Genomic DNA, 19,205 nt, shown 5'->3' with positions numbered 1-19,205 from the left:
TGCTGCGGCGCGTCCCGTCAGGGCTGTCCGGGCGCGTCGTGGGAACGCTCACCGGCCCGCCGGACGGCCGGCGCATCGGTGCTGCTCGGCGCCTCGCCCGCGGTCTCCCCGGCGGTTCCCGCGGTGTCGTCGTCACCGCCGGCGCCGTCGCCGGTGCCGTCCGCGGGGTGGATCACCTCTCGCGGGCGGCCACGCTGCCAGACCAGGTAGGCCACCGCGAGCAGCCCGACGACGGCGGCGGTGAAGACGTTGAGCCGGATGCCGAGGAGGGTGTTGGCCGGGTCGATGCGCAGCAGCTCGATCCAGAACCGGCCCGCGCAGTACAGCGCCACGTAGAGGGCGAAGGCGCGGCCGTGGGAGAGCCGGAAGCGCCGGTCGGCCCAGACGACGACGGCCGCGGCGGCCAGGTTCCACAGCAGCTCGTAGAGGAATGCCGGGTGGAACAGCCCGGCCACGACCGGCTGCCCGTCGGCGCCGAGGACGGCCCGCCCGCCGTCCCACTCGTAGACCCGCAGCGCCCACGGCAGGTCGGTGGGCGAACCGTAGAGCTCGTTGTTGAACCAGTTGCCCAGCCGCCCGATCGCCTGGGCGACCAGCAGGCCAGGGGCGATGGCGTCGCCGAACGCCGGCAGCGGGATCCCGCGGCGGCGGCAGGCGATCCACGCGCCGACGCCGCCGAGTGCGATCGCGCCCCAGATGCCCAGGCCGCCCTCCCAGATCGCGAGGGCGCGCAGGGGGTCACCACCCTCGCCGAAGTAGGGCTGCGGCGTGGTGACCACGTGGTAGAGCCGGCCGCCGAGGATGCCGAAGGGCACCGCCCAGACGGCGATGTCGAGCACCTCGCCGGGGTGGCCGCCGCGGGCGACCCAGCGCCGCTCGGCGATCCAGCAGGCGGCGACGATGCCCGCGATGATGGACAGCGCGTAGGCGCGGACCGGGAACGGGCCGAGCTCCCAGACGCCCTGGGTGGGGCTGGGGATGGCCGCCAGCGGGGTCACGCCGTCGACCCGCTGGGCACGCCGGCGCGCCGGCGGACGCCCTCGGCCAGCTCGGCCGACAGCGCCCGGACGCCGTCGGGGCCGGCGCCGTCGAGCACCCGCCGCACGTAGGCCGACCCGACGATCACGCCGTCGGCGAAGCCGGCCACCTCGGCGGCCTGGTCGCCGTCGGACACACCCAGGCCCACGCACACCGGGCGGTCGGTGACCGCGCGGGTGCGGGCCACCAGCCGCTCGGCGGCGTCGCCGACGGTGGCGCGGGTGCCGGTGACGCCCATCGTGGAGGCGGCGTAGACGAAGCCGCGGCAGGCCTCGGCGGTGGCGCGCAGCCGGGCGTCGGTGGACGACGGCGCGACGAGGAAGACGCGGTCGAGGTCGGCGGCGTCGGCGGCGGCCATCCACGCCGCGGCCTCGTCGGGGATGAGGTCGGGCGTGATGGCGCCCGCTCCCCCGGCCGCGGCCAGGTCGGTGGCGAACCGCTCGACCCCGTAGCGCTCGATCGGGTTCCAGTAGCTCATCACCACGGGCACCGCGCCGGCGGCGGCCACGGCCTCCACCGCGCGCAGCACGTCGCGCATGCCCACACCGGCGCGGACGGCGACGTCGACGGCCTGCTGGATGACCGGGCCGTCCATGCCGGGGTCGCTGTAGGGGACGCCGATCTCGACGACGTCCGCGCCGCCCTCGACCGCGGCGGTCATCGCGGCGATCGAGTCCTCGACGCCGGGGTAGCCGACGGGCAGGTAGGCGACGAGCGCCGCGCGTCCCTCGGCCCGGGCGACACCCAGGCGGTCCTCGAGCAGGCTCATGCCTGGCTCCCCGCGTCCTGGCCGGGCACCGCGTCGCCGGAGGCGACCGCGCCCTCGGTGGGCTGCTGGTCGGTGTCCATGCCGGGGCCGGGGTCGACCTCGTCGCGGTTCCCGAGCCCGAACCAGCGCGACGCCGTCTCGACGTCCTTGTCGCCGCGGCCGGAGAGGTTGACCAGCAGCAGCGCGTCGGGGCCGACCTCCCGGCCCAGCCGCATCGTGCCGGCGAGGGCGTGCGCGGACTCGATGGCCGGGATGATCCCCTCGGTGCGGCACAGCAGCGCGAAGGCCTCCATGGCCTCGGCGTCGGTGACCGCCCGGTACTCGGCGCGGCCGATGTCGTGCAGGTAGGAGTGCTCGGGGCCCACGCCCGGGTAGTCCAGGCCGGCGCTGATCGAGTGCGACTCGATCGTCTGGCCGTTGTCGTCCTGCAGCAGGTAGGAGCGGGCGCCGTGCAGCACCCCCGGCGTCCCGCCGGTGATGGTGGCCGCGTGCCGGCCGGTGTCCACGCCGTCGCCGCCGGCCTCCAGGCCGACCAGCCGCACGCCCTCGTCGGGGACGAAGGCGGTGAAGATGCCGATCGCGTTGGAGCCGCCGCCGACGCAGGCGAGGACGGCGTCGGGCAGCCGGCCCTCCCGCTCGAGCAGCTGGGCCCGGGCCTCGTCGCCGATCACCCGCTGGAAGTCGCGGACCATCGCCGGGAAAGGGTGCGGGCCGGCGACGGTGCCGAAGACGTAGTTGGTGGTCTCGACGTTGGTCACCCAGTCGCGGAAGGCCTCGTTGATGGCGTCCTTGAGGGTGCGCGAGCCGGTGGTCACCGGGACCACCTCGGCGCCGAGCAGCCGCATGCGGGCGACGTTGAGCGCCTGGCGGCGGGTGTCCTCCTCGCCCATGTAGACGGTGCACGACAGCCCCATGAGGGCCGCCGCCGTCGCCGTCGCCACGCCGTGCTGGCCGGCCCCGGTCTCGGCGATGACCCGGGTCTTGCCGATCCGCTTGGTCAGCAGCGCCTGACCCAGCACGTTGTTGATCTTGTGCGAGCCGGTGTGGTTGAGGTCCTCGCGCTTGAGGAGCACCCGCGCCCCGCCGCAGTGCTCGGCGAACCGGGGCACCTCGGTGAGCGGGCTGGGGCGGCCGGTGTAGTCGCGCTGCAGCGCGGCGAACTCCTCGATGAAGACCGGGTCGACCCGCATGGCCTCGTAGGCCTCGGTGAGGTCGTCGAGCGCGGCGACGAGGGCCTCGGGGACGAAGCGACCGCCGAAGACGCCGAAGTGGCCGGTGGCGTCGGGCCAGGCGGGGCGCACCGACTCGAGTCGCTGCTCGGGAGGGTGCACGGCGCTGGTGGTCATGGGCCCAGTGTCCCGCGTCCCGGCCCCCTGGTGGCGGCGGGGGTGGCCCTCCTGCAGGGGCCCGCCGCGGGCGTGCGGGCGGTGGGGGCAGGAGGGTCCTCAGCGGGTGGTGCGCGGGGTGGCCGGGTGCGACCCGGCGGTGACCAGGTCGGCGACGGCCTGGCGGGCGTCGCCGGCGGTGACCAGGCCCTCGCCGACGAGCACCGCGTCGGCACCGGCACCGGCATAGGCGATGAGGTCGTGCGGGCCGCGGACGCCGGACTCGGCGACCTTGACCACCTCCGACGGCAGGCCGGGGGCGATCCGCTCGAAGGTGGAGCGGTCGACGGCCAGGGTGGTGAGGTCGCGGGCGTTGACGCCGATGACCGAGGCCCCGGCGGCCATCGCGCGGTCGGCCTCGGCCTCGGTGTGCACCTCGACCAGCGCGGTCATGCCCAGCGACTCCACCCGCTCGAGCAGGCCGGTGAGGGCGTTCTGCTCGAGCGCGGCGACGATGAGCAGGACGACGTCGGCGCCGTGCGCGCGGGCCTCGTGCACCTGGTAGCTGCTGACCACGAAGTCCTTGCACAGCACCGGGACGTCGACGGCGGCGCGGACGGCGGCCAGGTCGGCGTGCGAGCCCCCGAAGCGACGGCGCTCGGTGAGCACGCTGATGACCCGGGCGCCTCCGGCGGCGTACTGCGCGGCGAGGACGGCGGGGTCGGGGATGTCGGCGAGGGCGCCCTTGCTGGGGCTGCGCCGCTTGACCTCGGCGATGACACCCACGCCCGGCTCGCGCAGGGCCGCCAGGGCGTCGAGGGCGGGTCGGGCGTCGCGGGCGGCGGCCTTCACCTCGGCCAGCGGGGTGGCCACCTCGCGCGCCGCGACGTCCTCACGGACGCCGGCGACGATCTCGTCGAGGACGGTCACTCCGCCTCCTCGCTCCTGGTCGGTTCGTCCCGGGCGGGACCGGGTAGTCGTCCGGGCCGGCCTCGAACCCGCCGGACGGGTGGACCCACTCTAAGGGCGGCGGCCGGGAGCCCTGGCCGCCGGGTCGTCGGTCGTCCCGGTACCCCCCGGTGCAGGATCACCGGCGGGGGCGTCGGTCGGGTCGTCGGTCGGGTCGTCGGTCGGGTCGTCGCCGCGGTCGAGGGCGCGCCAGGCGTCCAGCGCGCGGTCCTCGTCGGTGCGGGCGCGGGCCGGCGCCGGGGCGGTGGCGCCCGGCGGCCGTTCGTAGCGGCGGCCCATGCCCGGCCACCGCCGTCCGCGGGCGAGGACCAGCAGCCCGGCGGCCAGCGCGACCGCGGCGGCGACGAGGCACAGCGCCGGCCACCCGGCGGCGAGGTCGGTGCCCGCCATCTCCCCGGGCGCTGTCGGCACCGGGTCCGGTCCCGAGACCAGGACCCGCCCGCCCGCCCAGCCGAGCACCAGCCCGGCGGCGGCCACGAGCGCGCCGACGGCGGCCCGCCCGGCGCCGCGGACGGCGAGGACGGCGACCGCCGCGGCCAGCAGCAGCAGCCCGGCGGCGGTCACCAGCGGGGCGACGGCGGACCCGGTGAGCACCTCGGTGACGGGCGGCAGCGGCGGGCGGCGGGTCACGGTGACCGTCGCCCACGTCTGCCCGCCCGTGGAGAGGGCCAGTCCGCCGGCGAGCGCGCAGCCGGCGACGGCCGCGCCCAGCTCGCGGCGCGGGTGCTGGGTCCCGGGTCCGCTCCCGTCCGGCGGAGCCGGCGGGACGGCAGGGCCGCTCACCGGACCTCCCGCATCCCCTCGGCCGTGGCGATGGCCGAGAGCACGGCGCGGGCCTTGTGCCGGGTCTCGGCCTCCTCGGTGGCGGGGTCGCTGTCGGCGACGACCCCCGCGCCGGCCTGCACGTAGGCCCGCCCCTGGTGCAGCACGGCGGTGCGGATGGCGATGGCCATGTCCATGTCGCCGCTGGCGTCGACGTAGCCCACGGTGCCCGCGTAGAGCGCCCGCCGCGTGGGCTCGAGCGACTCGATGATCTCCATCGCCCGTGGCTTGGGGGCGCCGGAGACGGTGCCCGCCGGGAACGTGGCGTCGAAGACGTCGAGCGCGTCGCGGCCGGGCGCCACCTCCCCCGACACCGTCGAGACCAGGTGCATGACGTGGCTGTAGTGCTCGACCCGCATGAAGTCGGGCACCTCGACCGTGCCCGGCACGCAGACCCGGCCCAGGTCGTTGCGGGCCAGGTCGACCAGCATCACGTGCTCCGCGCGCTCCTTGGGGTCGGCGAGCAGCCCCTCGGCCAGCCGCAGGTCCTCCTCCTCGGTGGCCCCGCGCGGGCGGGTGCCGGCCGGCGGGTGCACGACCGCACCGGTGCCCGTGACGGTGACCAGCGCCTCCGGCGAGGAGCCGACGACGTCGAAGGGCGACTCCCGGCCGGCGAAGCGCAGCAGGTACATGTACGGCGAGGGGTTGGTCGCCCGCAGCACCCGGTAGAGGTCCAGCGCCTCGACGGCGGTCTCGGTCTCGAAGCGCTGGGCGAGCACGACCTGGAAGGCGTCGCCGGCGCGGATGTGCTCGCGGACGGTCTCCACCCCGGCCTCGTAGACCCCGGGCGCCATCGTGCTCGTCACCGGCGGCGGCTCGGTCGTGGTGAACGTGGCCACGCCGGGCGGCACCGCCTTGCTCAGGTCGGCGGCCATGGCGTCGAGCCGGGCGACCGCGTCGTCCCAGGCGGCCCCGGGGTCGCCGGAGCCGGTCAGCGCGTTGGCGATGAGCAGCACCGTGCCGTCGGTGTGGTCGAGCACGGCGAGGTCGGTGACCAGCATGAGCGCCAGCTCGGGCATGCCGAGGTCGTCGGTGCTGGTGCTCGGCAGCCGCTCGAGCCGCCGGACGACGTCGTACCCGAGGTAGCCGACCAGGCCGCCGGTGAGCCGGGGCAGGTCCGGACGACGCGGGGAGCGGAACCGGCGGGCGAGGGTGCGGACGGCGGCCAGCGGGTCGGCGGGCAGGTCGTCGATGAGCCCGGGCAGCGGGTCGCCCAGCCACACGGTCGCGCCGTCGCGCTCGGTGAGCACCCCGGCGGCGCGGACGCCGACGAAGCTGTAGCGCGACCACCGCTTGCCCTGCTCGGCCGACTCCAGCAGGACCGTGCCGGGGCGGTTGCCGGCCAGCTTGCGGTAGATGCCGACGGCGGTCTCGCCGTCGGCCAGGAGGCGCCGGGTCACCGGCACCAGCGGCTGGTCGAGCCCGGCGAACTCCTCGCGGGCCGGGCTGGTCTCACCGAGCCGCACGGGAGACCTCCAGCCCGCGGTGGAAGCAGCTGCGCTCGCCGGTGTGACAGGCCGGGCCCTCCTGGTCGACGAGCACGAGCAGCGCGTCGCCGTCGCAGTCGACCCGCACGTCGCGGACCCACTGGCGGTGCCCGGAGGTCTCCCCCTTCACCCAGTACTCGCCGCGGCTGCGCGACCAGTAGGTGGCCCGGCCGCTGGTCAGCGTGCGGTGCAGCGCCTCGTCGTCCATCCAGGCGACCATGAGCACGTCACCGGTGTCGTGCTGCTGGACGACGGCGGCGACCAGCCCGGCGGGGTCGCGGCGCAGCAGGGCGGCGACCGCGGGGTCGAGCGCCGACTCGGCGGCGGGGACGGCGGACATGCCGTCGATCGTCCCACCGTGGGGAGACCGCCCCGCTCAGCGCCCCCGGCGGCTGCCGGGGGTCACCGGCCGGGGTCGGGAGCGGTGCCGGTGGCCCAGCGCCGGACGGCACCGACGAGGAGCAGCCCGAGGCCGACCGCCGGGGCGGCGGCGAAGAACAGCACCCCGACGACGAGGACGCCGGACGGGTCCGAGCCGGTGGTGTCGTCGACGAAGCCGCTCAGCGTGGACAGCCGCACCAGCCAGTAGAGGGCGAGGGCCAGCTGCCCGCCGGAGGCGGCGACCAGGGTCAGCCAGGACGCCCGGCTGCGGCGGTTGAGCACCATGACGCCGCCGACGACCAGCGCGATCGCCGAGAGCAACTGCACCACCGTCAGCACGGTGGCCTCGGTGACCAGGGCGCTCGCCCCGGCGTCGTCGGAGGCCCCCGGCACGGTGGCCAGGAAGCCGAACGTGCTGGCCAGCAGGAGCACGTAGGCCGAGGCGACGGCCACGAGGCCGGCCTGGACGAAGGCCAGCACCGCGGCGGCCACGACCTGTCCCGGCCGGCGCGGGCGGGGCGGCGCCGGCGGACCCCACGCGGGGATGCCGTGGCCCGGCCATCCGTACGCCGGGGGCGTGTACCCGGCGGCCGCGTACGGGTACGCGGTGGCCGCGTACGGCGCGGGCGCCGTGACGGGTGGGCCGGCGTAGTCGACCGGGCCGGTCTGCGCGGCCGGGTCCGACCAGGGACTGCTCACAGCGCCGCCGCCAGCGCCCGGCCGGCCACGCGGCCGGAGAACAGGCACCCACCGAGGAAGGTGCCCTCCAGCGACCGGTAGCCGTGCATCCCCCCGCCGCCGAACCCGGCGACCTCGCCGGCGGCGTAGAGCCCGGGGAACGGGTCACCGCCGGGGCGCAGCACCCGGCCGGACAGGTCGGTCTCCAGGCCGCCGAGGGTCTTGCGGGTGAGCAGGTTGAGCCGGACGGCGATCAGCGGGCCGGCCTCCGGGTCGAGCACCCGGTGCGGCGGGGCGACGCGGATGAGCTTGTCGCCGAGGTAGCTGCGGGCGCCGCGGACGGCGGTCAGCTGCAGGTCCTTGGTGAACACGTTGGCCACCTCGCGGTCGCGGGCGACGACCTCCCGCTCGACGGTGGCGAGGTCGACCACCGGGTTGCCGCCGGTGATCCGGTTCATCCCGGCGACCAGCTCGGGCAGCGACGTCGCGGTGACGAAGTCCTCGCCGCGGTCGAGGAAGGCCTGCACCGGCCCGGACACCCCGGCCGTGACCCGGTTCAGCAGGAGCCGGACGTCCCTGCCGGTCAGGTCGGGGTTCTGCTCGGAGCCCGAGAGCGCGAACTCCTTCTCGACGATCTTCTTCGTGGCGAGGAACCAGGTGTGCTCGTGGCCGGTCTGCCCGATGTGCGCCAGCGTGCCGAGGGTGTCGAAGCCGGGGAACAGCGGGACGGGCAGCCGGGTGCCGGTGGCGTCGAGCCACAGCGACGAGGGCCCCGGCAGGATGCGGATGCCGTGCCGCGCCCAGACCGGCGAGTGGTTGGTGATGCCCTCGGTGTAGTGCCACATGCGGTCGCGGTTGACGACGTTCGCGCCGGCGGCCTCGGTGGCCTCCAGCATCAGCCCGTCGACGTGCGCGGGGACGCCGGAGAGCAGCCGCTGCGGCACGGGGCCGAGCCGGGCCGGCCAGTTGCGGCGGACCAGCTCGTGGTTGCCGCCGATGCCGCCGGAGGTGACGACGACGGCCTGCGCGGCGATCTCGAACGGCGCCACCTCCTCGCGGGAGCTGGCCTCCCCGCGGGCGGCGTCGCTGGGCGCCAGCACCGACCCGCGCACCCCGGTGACCGCGCCGCCGTCCACCACGAGCTCGGTGACCCGGTGCCGGAAGCGCAGCTCCACCAGGCCGCGGTCCACGGCGGCGCGGACCCGGCGGGCGAAGGGCTCGACGAGGCCGGGCCCGGTGCCCCAGACGATGTGGAAGCGCGGCACGGAGTTGCCGTGCCCGGTGGCGGTGTAGCCGCCCCGCTCGGCCCAGCCCACGACGGGGAAGAAGCCGACGCCCTGCTCGCGCAGCCACGCGCGCTTCTCCCCCGCGGCGAAGTCCAGGTAGGCCTCGGCCCACTGGCGCGGCCAGTGGTCCTCGGCGCGGTCGAAGGCGGCGGTGCCGAACCAGTCCTGGCGGGCGAGCTCCAGCGAGTCGCGCACCCGCAGCCGGCGCTGCTCGGGCGAGTCCACGAGGAACAGCCCGCCGAAGGACCACCAGGCCTGCCCGCCGAAGGAGACCTCCGGCTCCTGCTCGAGCAGCACCACGCGGCGGCCGGCGTCGGCCAGCTCGGCGGTGACCACCAGCCCGGCCAGGCCGGACCCCACCACGACGACGTCTGTGTCGATCACGGACCGCACGCTAGCGGCCGCGGGTCCTCCCGCGGCCGTGCGCGGCCGGTGGTGCGGGCCGGTTCCCCCGCCCGGGCCGCGTCCAGTCCCGGATCGGGCGGCGCACGGAGAGCCCGAGCGCCCCGAGCGGTCCGGGCAGCAGGAGCAGCGCCCAGCCGGTGAGCTCGCCGCTGCCGAGGGCGGCGGCGAACAGCACGGTGGCCCCGAGCAGCAGCAGGGCCGTGACCGCGGCGGCCAGCGCGAGGACCAGCCACCCGCGGCCGCGGCCGAGGAACACCAGGACCGCGCCGGCCAGCGCCACGACCGCCAGCGCGAGCACGCCGGACACGAGCCGGTCCCACGTCCAGCCGGGTTCCGGGGACTCGACCAGCCAGGCGAGGAAGACGTCCTCGGCGGTCAGCAGCACGCCGAACACCGCGGCGAAGGGGGCGGTCAGCGGGCGCCCGGGTGCGACCGGCGGGGCGGCCCGGCGGACGCCGGACGGCGGTGCCGCCGCCCGCGGGGAGCGGCGGGTCGTCGTCCGGCGGGGTGGCGACGACGGCATGGCGAGCAGCGTAGGGACGCCGGCGGCGAGCCGCGGGCGCGTCAGGCGGCCTTCTCGCCCCGGGCCCGGCGGGGGCGTCCGGCCAGCCAGGCGGTCACCTGGGGGCTGAACGCCAGCGTGGCGGCGAGCAGCGGGCAGACGGCCACGACGAACGGCCCGACACCGACGTCCTCCCCGACGGAGGCGGCGACCCCGATCACCAGCCCGGTGAACGCCAGCGAGACCGCGGCGCCCAGGACCAGCGGCCACCGGCCCCGGCGGGCGACCAGCCAGAAGACGGCGAACAGCTGGAGCAGCGGCATGAGCACCAGCGCGGAGGTCCACCAGGCCCGGCTGCCCTCGGCGTCGGCCTGCACGCCACCCAGCGCGAAGGCCAGGACGGCGACGAGCGCGAGCGGGAGCACCCCGATGGCGCCCAGCGCGGCGGCGGCGATGGCGAGGCCGGGCATCCGGGACGGCATCGAGGACGGCGTCGTCACGCCCGGCAGCCTAGACAAAGGACCTCCTGCCCCCCACTGCTCGCAGGCTCGCAGCGGACCCCTGCAGGAGGGCCGTTCCAGCAGCTCAGGCCACCGGTGACGGCGCGCCGGCCGACGAGCGGCGCCAGGAGGCGTGCAGCCGGGCGTAGTGGCCGACGACGCCGACCAGCTCGGCGTGCGTGCCGCGCTGCACCACCCGGCCGGCGTCGACGACCAGCACCTCGTCGGCGCGCTCGGCGGTGGACAGGCGGTGCGCGATGGTCACCGTCGTCCGCCCGTCGGTCAGCCGGTCGAGGGCGTGGGTGAGCCGCTGCTCGGTGGCGGGGTCGACCGCGCTGGTGGCCTCGTCGAGCACGAGCAGGTCGGGCGCGGCCACGTGCGCGCGGGCGATGGCGACCAGCTGCCGCTCCCCCGCCGACATCGACTCCCCGCGCTGGCCGACGGGCGTGCGCACGCCGTCGGCCAGGCCGGCCAGCCACGTGCCCAGGCCGAGCTCCTCGAACGCCGCGGTCACCTGCTCGTCGGTGAGGCCGGGCCGGCCGTAGCGGACGTTGTCCGCGACCGTGGCGTCGAAGAGGAACCCGTCCTGGGGCACCATGCCGACCCGTCGGCGCAGCGAGGAGAAGGCGACGTCGGCCAGCGGCACCCAGCCGGACTCGGCGGAGCCGAGCAGCACGCGGCCCTCGGTCGGGTCCATGAGCCGGGTGACCAGCTTGGCCAGCGTCGTCTTGCCCGACCCGGTCTCCCCCACGACGGCGACCCGGCGGCGCGGCGCGAGGGTGAGGTCGACGTCCTCGAGGGCCGGACGGGCGTCCGGCCCGTAGCGGAAGCCGACGTGCTCGAGGCGCACGCCGAGCGGGCCGGGCGGCAGCTCGCGGGCCCGCTCGGGCGCGGCGACGGCGGGGTCGCGGACGTCGGGCTCGGTGTCGAGGACGTCGAGCACGCGGCGGAACCCGGCGAGGGCGTTCTGCGCCTCGTTGAGCACCTCGCTGGCGGTCTGCACCGGCGCGACGAACAGCGTGACGAGGAAGAGGAAGGCCACGAGCGTGCCGGCGCTGACCTGCCCGGCCAGACCGAGCAGGACGCCGACCACGACGACGGCGGCGTTGGCGACCGCGGCCACGAACTCGCCGCTGACGAACACCGCGGCGGTGACCTTCTGCGCGTCGACCTGGGCGCGGTAGTGCCGGTCGACGGCGCGGTCGAGGCGGGCCGCCGTCCGCTCGCGGATGCCGTAGGCGCGCACCGTCGGGGCGCCGACGACGGACTCCGAGACGGCGGCGAGCACGTCGCCGACCCGCTCGCGGACGACGCCGTAGACGACGGCCAGCCGACGGGCGAAGAAGCGCACCGCGACGGCCAGCGGCACGAAGCAGGCCAGCACCAGCAGGGTCAGCTGCCAGGAGTAGACGAACATGACCGCGGTGGCCACGACCAGCTGGCCGAGGCTGATCACGCCGAGGACGCCACCCCACTGCATGAACGTCGAGAGCTGGTCGACATCGCTGGTGACCCGCGAGACGAGGGAGCCGCGGCGCTGGCCCTGCTGGTGCAGCACGGAGAGGTCGTGCACGTGCCGGAAGGCGCGCGAGCGCAGCCCGGCCAGCGCGGTCTCGGTGGTGCGGAACAGCCGCACGTTCATCCGGTAGACCGCCACCGCGGTCAGCAGGACGACGACGGCGCAGACGAGCACCAGCGTGCGGACCAGGCCGAGGTCGGGGCCGCCGGGGGCGAGCAGGCCGCGGTCGATGACCTGCTGGACGGCGATCGGCACGACCACCCGGCCGGCGGTGGCGAGCAGGGCCAGGGCGAAGGTGGCCGGCAGTCCGCGGCGGAACTCCGGCATGGCGCGCAGCCCGCGGCCCAGCGTCGCGACGGCGCCCTCCCGGGGCTCGCTCACGCCGCCACCTCCGCCTGGGAGTAGGCCCGCACCAGCGCGGCGTAGCCGGGTACCTCGGCGAGCAGGTGCTCGTGGCTGCCGCGGGCGGTGACCCGGCCGTCCTCGAGCCACACGACCTCGTCGGCGAGGGCGATGGTGGCCTGCCGGTAGGCGACCACGACGACGGTGGAGGGCCGGTCGGCCGAGCGCAGCGCGTCGAGGATGCGCGCCTCGACGGTGGGGTCGACGGCGCTGGTGGCGTCGTCGAGGACCAGCAGCCGGGGCCGGCGGACGACGGCGCGGGCCAGCGCCAACCGCTGCCGCTGCCCGCCGGACAGCGTGGCGCCGCGCTCGCCGACGCGGGTGTCCAGGCCGTCGGGGAGCCGGTCGACGAAGTCGTCGGCGGCGGCGACCCGCAGCGCGGCCCGGACCTCGTCGTCGGTGAACTCGCCGCCGAGGGTGACGTTGCCACGCACGGTGTCGTCGAAGAGGAAGGTGCCCTGCGGGACGAAGGCGGCCTGGGCGCTGACCTCGCCCTCTCGCAGCCGGCGCACGTCGACGCCGTCGAGCAGCACCGCCCCGCTGGCGGGGTCGACCAGGCGGACCAGCAGCCCGGCCAGCGTGGACTTGCCCGAGCCGGTCGGCCCGACGACGGCGACCGTGCTGCCGGCCGCGACGTCGAACGTGATCCCGGACAGCGTCGGCAGGGCCGAGCCGTCGAAGACGTGGTCGACCGCGCGCAGGCCCAGGCCCGCGCCGCCGGCGCCGCCGGCGGCGGTCTCCGGACCGTGCGGCGTCTCGCCGGTCGCGTCGAGCACCGGGGTGACCCGGTCGAACCCGGCCAGCGCGCGCGGGAGGTCGGCCAGCACCCAGCCGATGGCGCGGATGGGCAGCGCCAGCACGGTGAACAGGTAGGCGATGCTGACCAGCTCGCCGGGATCGGTGCCCCCGGAGGCCACCCGGCCGGCGCCCACCAGCAGCACGGCCAGCGTGCCCAGGTTGGGCAGCGCCTCCATCATCGGGTCGAACAGGCCGCGCACCCGGCCGACGGCGACCAGCCCGTCGCGCAGCTCCCCCGCCCGCTCGGTGAACCGGGCGCTCTCGACGTCCTCCCGGCCGAGGGTCTTGACCACCAGCGCGGCGTCGAAGCTCTCGTGGGCGATCTCGCTGACCTCGGCGCGCAGCTGCTGGGCCCGCTGCATCCGCGGGCTCATCACCTGCGAGTAGACGACGTTGACCGCGAAGACCAGCGGGAAGACGACCAGCCCGACCACCGCGAGCAGCGGGTCGGTGACCAGCAGCGCGACCACGGTGATGGCGATCATCACCAGCGCACCGCAGGCGAAGGGCAGCGGGGAGACGAAGAACCACGCGGCCTCGACGTCGGAGTTGGCGTTGGACAGCAGCTGGCCGGTCGGGTGGCGCATGTGCCACGACAGCGGCAGCCGCAGGTACTGCCCGGTGACCCGGCGCCGGTAGTCGGCCTGCAGGCGGTAGGCCATGATCCCGGCGAACAGCCGCCGGCCGAGGATGCCGAGGATCTTGAGGACGGCGACGCCGAGGACGACCGCGACGGCGAGGGTGAGTGCCCCGGCCGTGGTGTCCCCGTCGGCGAAGGCCGGCAGGATGACCCGGTCGGTGATCCCGCCGATGACGTAGGCGCTGGCCACGGTCATGGCCCCGTAGAGGCTGCTGGCCAGCACGGCGAGGGTGAACATCCCCGGCTGCTCGGTGATGGCGCGCCCGACGTGGCGCAGTCCGCGCCGGACCACGGCGTCTCGGCGGCGGGGCACGGATCTCCTCGGGGGGTGCGGTCGACCGCGGGCGCTCCCGCACGTCGTCAGCCAGGCTAACCACCTGTCGGCCGGGGAGCCTGCGGATTCCGGTGGGGCGCCGGGCTGGGCACCGTCGATAACCTCGCGCGGTGACTCCCTCTTCCCGCTCCCTCGCCGCGCGCGAGCGGGCGGCCCTCGCCGACCTGCTCGACGAGCTCGGCCCCGACGCCCCGACCTGCTGCGAGGGCTGGACGACGGCGCACCTGGCCGCGCACGTGGTCACCCGCGACCGCCGTCCCGACGCGATGCCCGGCTACGCGCTGCAGACGACGCCGCTGGGCGGGCCGCTGCACGCGCACGCGGCCGCGGTGGAGGACCGGCTGCGCACCTCGACGCCCTATCCCGAGCTGGTGGCGCGGGTGCGGCAGGGCCCCCCGCCCTGGCTGCCGGGCGCGTGGGCACCGGCGCAGCTGGTCGACGGGCCGGAGTTCGCCGTCCACCACGAGGACGCGCGCCGGGCCCAGCCGGGCTGGGAGCCGCGGCACCTGCCCCTGGCCGACGCCGACCGGCTGTGGACGGCCGCGTCGTTCTTCGCCCGCCGCGCCGCGGCCGGCCTGCCCGGCGGGCTGGTGCTGCAGCGCCGCGACGTCCCCGGGCCCCCGAAGCGGATCCGCTCCGGCGATGCCGTGACCACCGTCGAGGGCGAGCCCATGGAGGTCCTGCTCTGGACCAGCGGGCGACGGGACGTGGCCCGGGTGGCCGTGCGGGGCGGCGCCCCGGCGAGCTGAGGTGTCGCGCCGAGTGGGCCCCGGAGGCTCCCTGCAGGGGCCCGCTACGAGCCTGCGAGTGGTGGGGGGCAGGGAGGCCCTTTCGCTGACCCGGGCGCCTAGCGCAGCGGGGTGTCCCGCGCGTTCCGCACGGGGACGCCGGCCCGTGCGAGCCCTGCCTTGACCTCGCCGATGCGCAGCGTGCCGAAGTGGAAGACGCTGGCGGCCAGCACCGCGTCGGCGCCGGCCTCGACCGCGGGCGGGAAGTGCTCGACCGCGCCCGCTCCCCCGCTGGCGATCACCGGGACGCTGACCTCGCGGCGCACGGCGCGGATGAGCTCGGTGTCGAAACCGGCGCGGGTGCCGTCGGCGTCCATGGAGTTGAGCAGCACCTCCCCGACGCCGAGCGCGGCCGCCTGCACCACCCACTCGACGGCGTCGCGGCCGGTGCCGCGCCGCCCGCCGTGGGTGGTGATCTCGAAGCCGGAGTCGGTGACCGCGCCGTCGCGCACGCGGCGGGCGTCGAGGGAGAGCACGAGCACCTGGTTGCCGAAGCGGTCGGCGATCTCGCTGATCAGCTCCGGCCGGGCGACGGCGGCGGTGTTGACCGCGACCTTGTCCGCGCCGGCCCGCAGCAGCCGGTCGACGTCGTCGGGGCTGCGCACGCCGCCGCCGACCGTGAGCGGGATGAACACGCTCTCGGCGGTGCGGCGGACGACGTCGTAGGTGGTCTCGCGGTCGCCGGAGCTGGCGGTGATGTCGAGGAAGGTGAGCTCGTCGGCGCCCTCGGCGTCGTAGACGCGGGCCATCTCCACCGGGTCGCCGGCGTCGCGCAGGTCGACGAAGTTGACGCCCTTCACCACCCGGCCGGCGTCGACGTCGAGGCACGGGATGACCCGGACGGCGATGCTCACGCAGCCTCCTCGCCGGCGCCCCTCAGCTGCGTTCGCCGAGCTGCTCTGCTCATGCGCCCGCCCCCCTCACCGCGTCGGCCTCCACCTCGACCAGCATGTCGGGGTGCAGCAGGCTCGCCACGCCGATCATCGCGGTGGCCGGCCGGACGGCGCCGAAGACCTCGCCGTGCACGCGCCCGACCTCCTCCCAGCGGCCGGTGTCGGTGACGTACATGCGGGTGCGGACGACGTCGGCCGCGGCGAAGCCGGCGCTCTCCAGCGCGGCGACGAGCACGCCGAAGGCGACCCGCGCCTGGGCGCCCGCGTCCCCGGGGTGCACCACCACGCCGTCGACGGTGGCGGTGCAGCCGCTCACCCACGCGGAGTCCCCGACGGCGACGACCCGGCTGTAGCCGACGACGTCCTCCCACGGGCCGCCGGAGCCCAGCCGCAGCGCGGTCACGCGCGCTCCCGGGTGACCGCCAGCGCCTCGGGGAGGGTGAAGGCGCCCGCGTAGAGGGCCTTGCCGACGATGGCGCCCTCGACGCCGACCTCGGTCAGCCCGGCCAGCGCCCGGACGTCGTCGAGCGAGCTGACCCCGCCGGAGGCGACGACCGGCCGCGGCGTGGCGGCGCACACCTCGCGCAGCAGCTCGAGGTTGGGGCCGCGCAGCGTGCCGTCCTTGGTGATGTCGGTGACCACGTAGCGGGCACAGCCCTCGGCGTCGAGCCGGGCGAGGGTCTCGTAGAGCTCGCCGCCCTCGCGGGTCCAGCCGCGGGCGGCCAGCCGGGTGCCGCGCACGTCGAGGCCCACGGCGATGCGGTCACCGTGCTCGGCGATGGCGCGGGCGCACCACTCGGGCGACTCCAGCGCGGCGGTGCCGAGGTTGACCCGGCGGCAGCCGGTGGCCAGGGCCGCGGCCAGCGACTCGTCGTCGCGGATGCCACCGGACAGCTCCACGTCGACGTCGAGCTCCCCGACCACGCGGGCCAGCAGCTCGCGGTTGCTGCCCCGGCCGAAGGCGGCGTCGAGGTCGACCAGGTGCACCCACTCGGCGCCGTCGCGCTGCCACTGCAGGGCGGCGTCGAGCGGGTCGCCGTAGGCGGTCTCGCTGCCGGCCTCCCCCTGCACGAGCCGGACGGCCTGGCCGTCGGCGACGTCGACGGCGGGGAGCAGCTGCAGGATCGGCACGGCGACAGCGTAGGGACCGGCCCGCGGTGGCCGGCGTCTCAGTAGCCGCGGGCGCCGCCGAGCCCCAGCGGCACCCGGCGGACCGGTCACCGGTGTTCTGCGAGGGTGGCGGCGTGGAGTTCGCCGACGTCGTCCGCAGGCGCCGCATGGTGCGCGACTACGACCCCGACCGGCCGGTGCCGGCCGAGGTGCGCGAGCGTCTGCTCGAGCACGCCGTGCGGGCACCGTCGGCCGGCTTCACCCAGGGCTGGGCGTTCCTCGTGCTGGAGACTCCGGAGGAGCGCGGGCTGTTCTGGTCGGCGACCGCCGGCGAGGACGCCCCCGACGCCTGGCTGACCCGCATGCGCAGGGCGCCGCTGCTGGTGGTGCCGCTGTCGTCCAAGGCGGCCTACCTCGACCGCTACGCCGAGCCGGACAAGGGCTGGACCGACCGGGACGAGGCCCGCTGGCCGGTGCCGTACTGGGACGTCGACGCCGGGATGGCCGCGCTGCTGGTGCTGCTGACCGCCGTCGACGAGGGGCTGGGCGCATGCTTCTTCGGCATCCCCGGGTCGCGGGTGGACGCCTTCCGCGCGGCCTTCGGCGTGCCGGACACCCACCGGCCGGTCGGCTGCCTGAGCGTCGGCTACCCCGGCGACGGCGACCGGCGCTCGCCCTCGCTGCGCCGCGGCCGGCGGGGGCTCGACGAGGTCGTCCACCGCGGCCGCTGGTGACCTCCCCCGCACCCCGGGCGCGGGGTCAGCTCCCGTGGGCGGCGAGCCAGTGCGGGTTGCGCATGACGCCGAGCAGGTTGCCGAACGGGTCGGCCACCACCGCCGTGGCGAACCCCTCGCCCCGCTCGGTGAGCGGCTGCAGCACCGTGGCGCCCCTCGCCGTCAGCCGCTCGATCGCCGCGGGCAGGTCGTCGACGTGCCAGTGGACGACGGCCCCGGTCGGCTGCCCGGCGGCCCAGGCGGCGTAGCGGGCGTCCATCACGCCCAGCTCGTCCTCGTCGTCGCCGACGCGGAACTCGACGTAGGCCGGCGGTCCCTCGACCGGCCGGGCGAAGTACGGCTCGACCTCGAGCAGATCGGCGTACCAGCGGGCGGCGGCGGACACGTCGGTGGCGGTCAGGGTCACGGTGGCCAGGCCTCGGAGCACGGGAGGTCCTCTCGTCGGGCGGGGCGCCGGGTGCTGCCCCCGTCGACGTCCATGCTCCGGGCCGAAGTGCTCACCTCCTGAGCACTTTCCCGGGCACCCTGGGGGACGTGCGTGCCGACCGGCTCGTCGCCGCCCTCCTGCTGCTCCAGGCCCGCGGCCGGGTCACCGCCGCCCAGCTCGCCGCCGAGCTGGAGGTGTCGGTGGCCACGGCGCGGCGCGACCTGGAGGCGCTCTCGGCCGCCGGCATCCCCGTCTACCCGCAGGCCGGGCGCGGCGGCGGGTGGCAGCTGGTGGGTGGCGCCCGCACCGACCTGTCGGGGCTGTCCGCTCCCGAGGCCCGGGCGCTGTTCCTCCTGCTCGGCCCGGCGTCCCCCGCGGCGCCGCCGGTGCGGGCGGCACTGCGCAAGCTGCTGCGCGCGCTGCCGGGGACCTTCCGCGCCGACGCGGCCGCAGCGGCGGAGGCGGTCGTCGTCGACCCGGCCGGGTGGGGCGAGCGGGTGCGCGACCGTCCCGACGTCGCCCTGCTGGCCGAGGCCGTCGTCGCCCGGCGGGTGGTGGAGTTCGGCTACACCGGCCGCGGCGGGGAACCGGGGCGGCGGCGCGCGGAGCCCTGGGGGCTGGTCGACAAGGACGGCACCTGGTACCTGGTGGCCGGCACCCCGGCCGGGCGGCGCACCTTCCGGGTCGACCGGATGGGGGCGCCCGTCGACACCGGGGAGGTCTTCGCGCGGCCGGCGGACCTCGACCTGCCCGGCGTGTGGGACGAGGTGGTCGGTGAGGTCGAGCGGCGACGGTCGCTGGTGGCGGCCACGGTCCTGGTCGCCGGGCGGCTGGTACCGGTGCTGCGCGAGCAGTTCGGCCGGCACTGCACGCCCGAGTCGTGGCCGCGTGAGGACGGGCGGGTGAGCGTGCGCGTGGCGGCCCCCACGGCGCGCTCGGTCGCCGAGCACCTGGCCGGCTGGGGCGCGACCGTGGAGGTGGTCGGGCCGGCGGCCGTCCGCGCCGAGCTGGCCCGCATCGGCGCCGAGCTGACCGCGCGCTACGGCGACGGGGAGGGATGAGAGGCGCCTCATCGCGCGCTCATCCCGGCGTCACCACCGCTGCCGACGGTGGTGCGGTGGATTCCGCTCTCCTCGCCCCCACGTCCGTGCCGCCGTCCTGGCCGCCGTCCCTGCAGGTGCTGCTGGGTGAGCCCGCGCCGGAGATGTGGTCGGCCGTCCTCGGCCCCCGCTCGGGGCGGCTGCGCAGCCTCGTGGCGACCACGGTCACGCTGCGGCCCGACGGCGCGGCGACCGTGCGCTACACCGCCGTCGTCGACTGGGCCGACGGGCGGGCCACCCGCGAGTCGCTGGCCGCCACGACCGGCGCTGCCGTCCCGCCGGGCGCCGCGGTGCTGGA

The 19,205-nt window shown here is 76.7% G+C and carries 21 protein-coding genes; 4 read left to right on the top strand and 17 right to left on the bottom strand.

Going from position 1 to position 19,205, the window contains the following annotated elements:
- Positions 1–17: 17 nt before the first annotated feature.
- From lgt to ABQ292_RS17445, 13 genes are all read right to left on the bottom strand, one after another.
- Entirely contained in the window at positions 18–998 is a 981-nt protein-coding gene (gene lgt, locus ABQ292_RS17505; protein WP_369208719.1) for a prolipoprotein diacylglyceryl transferase, read from the bottom strand.
- On the bottom strand, positions 995–1,807 hold the full coding sequence (trpA, locus tag ABQ292_RS17500) for a tryptophan synthase subunit alpha (protein ID WP_369208717.1): 813 nt from the start codon (positions 1,805–1,807) through the stop codon (positions 995–997). The genes lgt and trpA overlap by 4 nt, the downstream gene beginning before the upstream one ends.
- Entirely contained in the window at positions 1,804–3,153 is a 1,350-nt protein-coding gene (gene trpB, locus ABQ292_RS17495) for a tryptophan synthase subunit beta (protein ID WP_369208715.1), read from the bottom strand. Before trpB ends, trpA begins: the two co-directional genes overlap by 4 nt.
- Before the next feature lie 99 nt (positions 3,154–3,252).
- Positions 3,253–4,062, bottom strand: coding sequence for an indole-3-glycerol phosphate synthase TrpC (gene trpC, locus ABQ292_RS17490; RefSeq protein WP_369208713.1), 810 nt, complete (start codon positions 4,060–4,062; stop codon positions 3,253–3,255).
- A 90-nt stretch (positions 4,063–4,152) separates the two neighbouring features.
- On the bottom strand, positions 4,153–4,884 hold the full coding sequence (locus ABQ292_RS17485) for a Trp biosynthesis-associated membrane protein (RefSeq protein ID WP_369208711.1): 732 nt from the start codon (positions 4,882–4,884) through the stop codon (positions 4,153–4,155).
- On the bottom strand, positions 4,881–6,389 hold the full coding sequence (locus ABQ292_RS17480; protein ID WP_369208709.1) for an anthranilate synthase component I: 1,509 nt from the start codon (positions 6,387–6,389) through the stop codon (positions 4,881–4,883). Before ABQ292_RS17480 ends, ABQ292_RS17485 begins: the two co-directional genes overlap by 4 nt.
- Positions 6,376–6,750 carry a phosphoribosyl-AMP cyclohydrolase gene (gene hisI, locus ABQ292_RS17475; protein WP_369208707.1) on the bottom strand — a complete coding sequence of 125 codons (375 nt, stop codon included), beginning with the start codon at positions 6,748–6,750 and terminating at the stop codon, positions 6,376–6,378. The genes ABQ292_RS17480 and hisI overlap by 14 nt, the downstream gene beginning before the upstream one ends.
- Before the next feature lie 62 nt (positions 6,751–6,812).
- A complete protein-coding gene (locus tag ABQ292_RS17470; protein ID WP_369208705.1) occupies positions 6,813–7,490 on the bottom strand; it encodes a hypothetical protein in 678 nt (225 codons plus the stop codon).
- A complete protein-coding gene (locus ABQ292_RS17465) occupies positions 7,487–9,139 on the bottom strand; it encodes an FAD-binding dehydrogenase (RefSeq protein ID WP_369208703.1) in 1,653 nt (550 codons plus the stop codon). The genes ABQ292_RS17470 and ABQ292_RS17465 overlap by 4 nt, the downstream gene beginning before the upstream one ends.
- Positions 9,140–9,149: 10 nt before the next feature.
- On the bottom strand, positions 9,150–9,683 hold the full coding sequence (locus ABQ292_RS17460; protein WP_369208701.1) for a hypothetical protein: 534 nt from the start codon (positions 9,681–9,683) through the stop codon (positions 9,150–9,152).
- Positions 9,684–9,724: 41 nt separating this feature from the next.
- Positions 9,725–10,162 (bottom strand): hypothetical protein, encoded by a 438-nt coding sequence (locus ABQ292_RS17455; protein ID WP_369208699.1) that lies wholly within the window; start codon positions 10,160–10,162, stop codon positions 9,725–9,727.
- A gap of 85 nt (positions 10,163–10,247) precedes the next feature.
- A complete protein-coding gene (locus tag ABQ292_RS17450) occupies positions 10,248–12,062 on the bottom strand; it encodes an ABC transporter ATP-binding protein (RefSeq protein ID WP_369208697.1) in 1,815 nt (604 codons plus the stop codon).
- Positions 12,059–13,834, bottom strand: coding sequence for an ABC transporter ATP-binding protein (locus ABQ292_RS17445; protein WP_369208695.1), 1,776 nt, complete (start codon positions 13,832–13,834; stop codon positions 12,059–12,061). The genes ABQ292_RS17450 and ABQ292_RS17445 overlap by 4 nt, the downstream gene beginning before the upstream one ends.
- Positions 13,835–13,965: 131 nt before the next feature.
- Between ABQ292_RS17445 and ABQ292_RS17440 the strand changes: the two genes are divergently transcribed.
- Positions 13,966–14,604, top strand: coding sequence for a TIGR03085 family metal-binding protein (locus ABQ292_RS17440; protein WP_369208693.1), 639 nt, complete (start codon positions 13,966–13,968; stop codon positions 14,602–14,604).
- A 98-nt stretch (positions 14,605–14,702) separates the two neighbouring features.
- Here ABQ292_RS17440 and hisF read toward each other — a convergent pair whose 3' ends face one another.
- Genes hisF through priA form a run of 3 tightly spaced genes read right to left on the bottom strand, consistent with a single transcriptional unit; the run spans position 14,703 to position 16,667 of the window.
- On the bottom strand, positions 14,703–15,497 hold the full coding sequence (hisF, locus tag ABQ292_RS17435; RefSeq protein ID WP_369208691.1) for an imidazole glycerol phosphate synthase subunit HisF: 795 nt from the start codon (positions 15,495–15,497) through the stop codon (positions 14,703–14,705).
- 49 nt (positions 15,498–15,546) lie between these two features.
- Positions 15,547–15,939 carry a RidA family protein gene (locus tag ABQ292_RS17430; protein WP_369208689.1) on the bottom strand — a complete coding sequence of 131 codons (393 nt, stop codon included), beginning with the start codon at positions 15,937–15,939 and terminating at the stop codon, positions 15,547–15,549.
- Positions 15,936–16,667: a bifunctional 1-(5-phosphoribosyl)-5-((5-phosphoribosylamino)methylideneamino)imidazole-4-carboxamide isomerase/phosphoribosylanthranilate isomerase PriA gene (gene priA / locus ABQ292_RS17425; protein ID WP_204690530.1), complete on the bottom strand. Its 732-nt coding sequence runs from the start codon at positions 16,665–16,667 to the stop codon at positions 15,936–15,938. The genes ABQ292_RS17430 and priA overlap by 4 nt, the downstream gene beginning before the upstream one ends.
- A 26-nt stretch (positions 16,668–16,693) precedes the next feature.
- Between priA and ABQ292_RS17420 the strand changes: the two genes are divergently transcribed.
- Positions 16,694–17,380, top strand: coding sequence for a nitroreductase family protein (locus ABQ292_RS17420; RefSeq protein ID WP_369208686.1), 687 nt, complete (start codon positions 16,694–16,696; stop codon positions 17,378–17,380).
- Positions 17,381–17,405: 25 nt separating this feature from the next.
- Here ABQ292_RS17420 and ABQ292_RS17415 read toward each other — a convergent pair whose 3' ends face one another.
- Entirely contained in the window at positions 17,406–17,807 is a 402-nt protein-coding gene (locus ABQ292_RS17415) for a VOC family protein (RefSeq protein WP_369208684.1), read from the bottom strand.
- A gap of 107 nt (positions 17,808–17,914) precedes the next feature.
- Between ABQ292_RS17415 and ABQ292_RS17410 the strand changes: the two genes are divergently transcribed.
- Positions 17,915–18,868: a helix-turn-helix transcriptional regulator gene (locus ABQ292_RS17410; RefSeq protein WP_369208682.1), complete on the top strand. Its 954-nt coding sequence runs from the start codon at positions 17,915–17,917 to the stop codon at positions 18,866–18,868.
- Positions 18,869–18,924: 56 nt separating this feature from the next.
- Positions 18,925–19,205, top strand: a 281-nt coding sequence (locus ABQ292_RS17405) for a hypothetical protein (RefSeq protein ID WP_369208680.1), incomplete at its 3' end; no start/stop codon positions are given.

It is taken from the genome of Geodermatophilus maliterrae (assembly GCF_041018925.1).
GTDB classification, from domain to species: Bacteria; Actinomycetota; Actinomycetes; order Mycobacteriales; family Geodermatophilaceae; genus Geodermatophilus; species Geodermatophilus maliterrae.
This window is presented reverse-complemented; position numbering and strand designations above follow the sequence as displayed.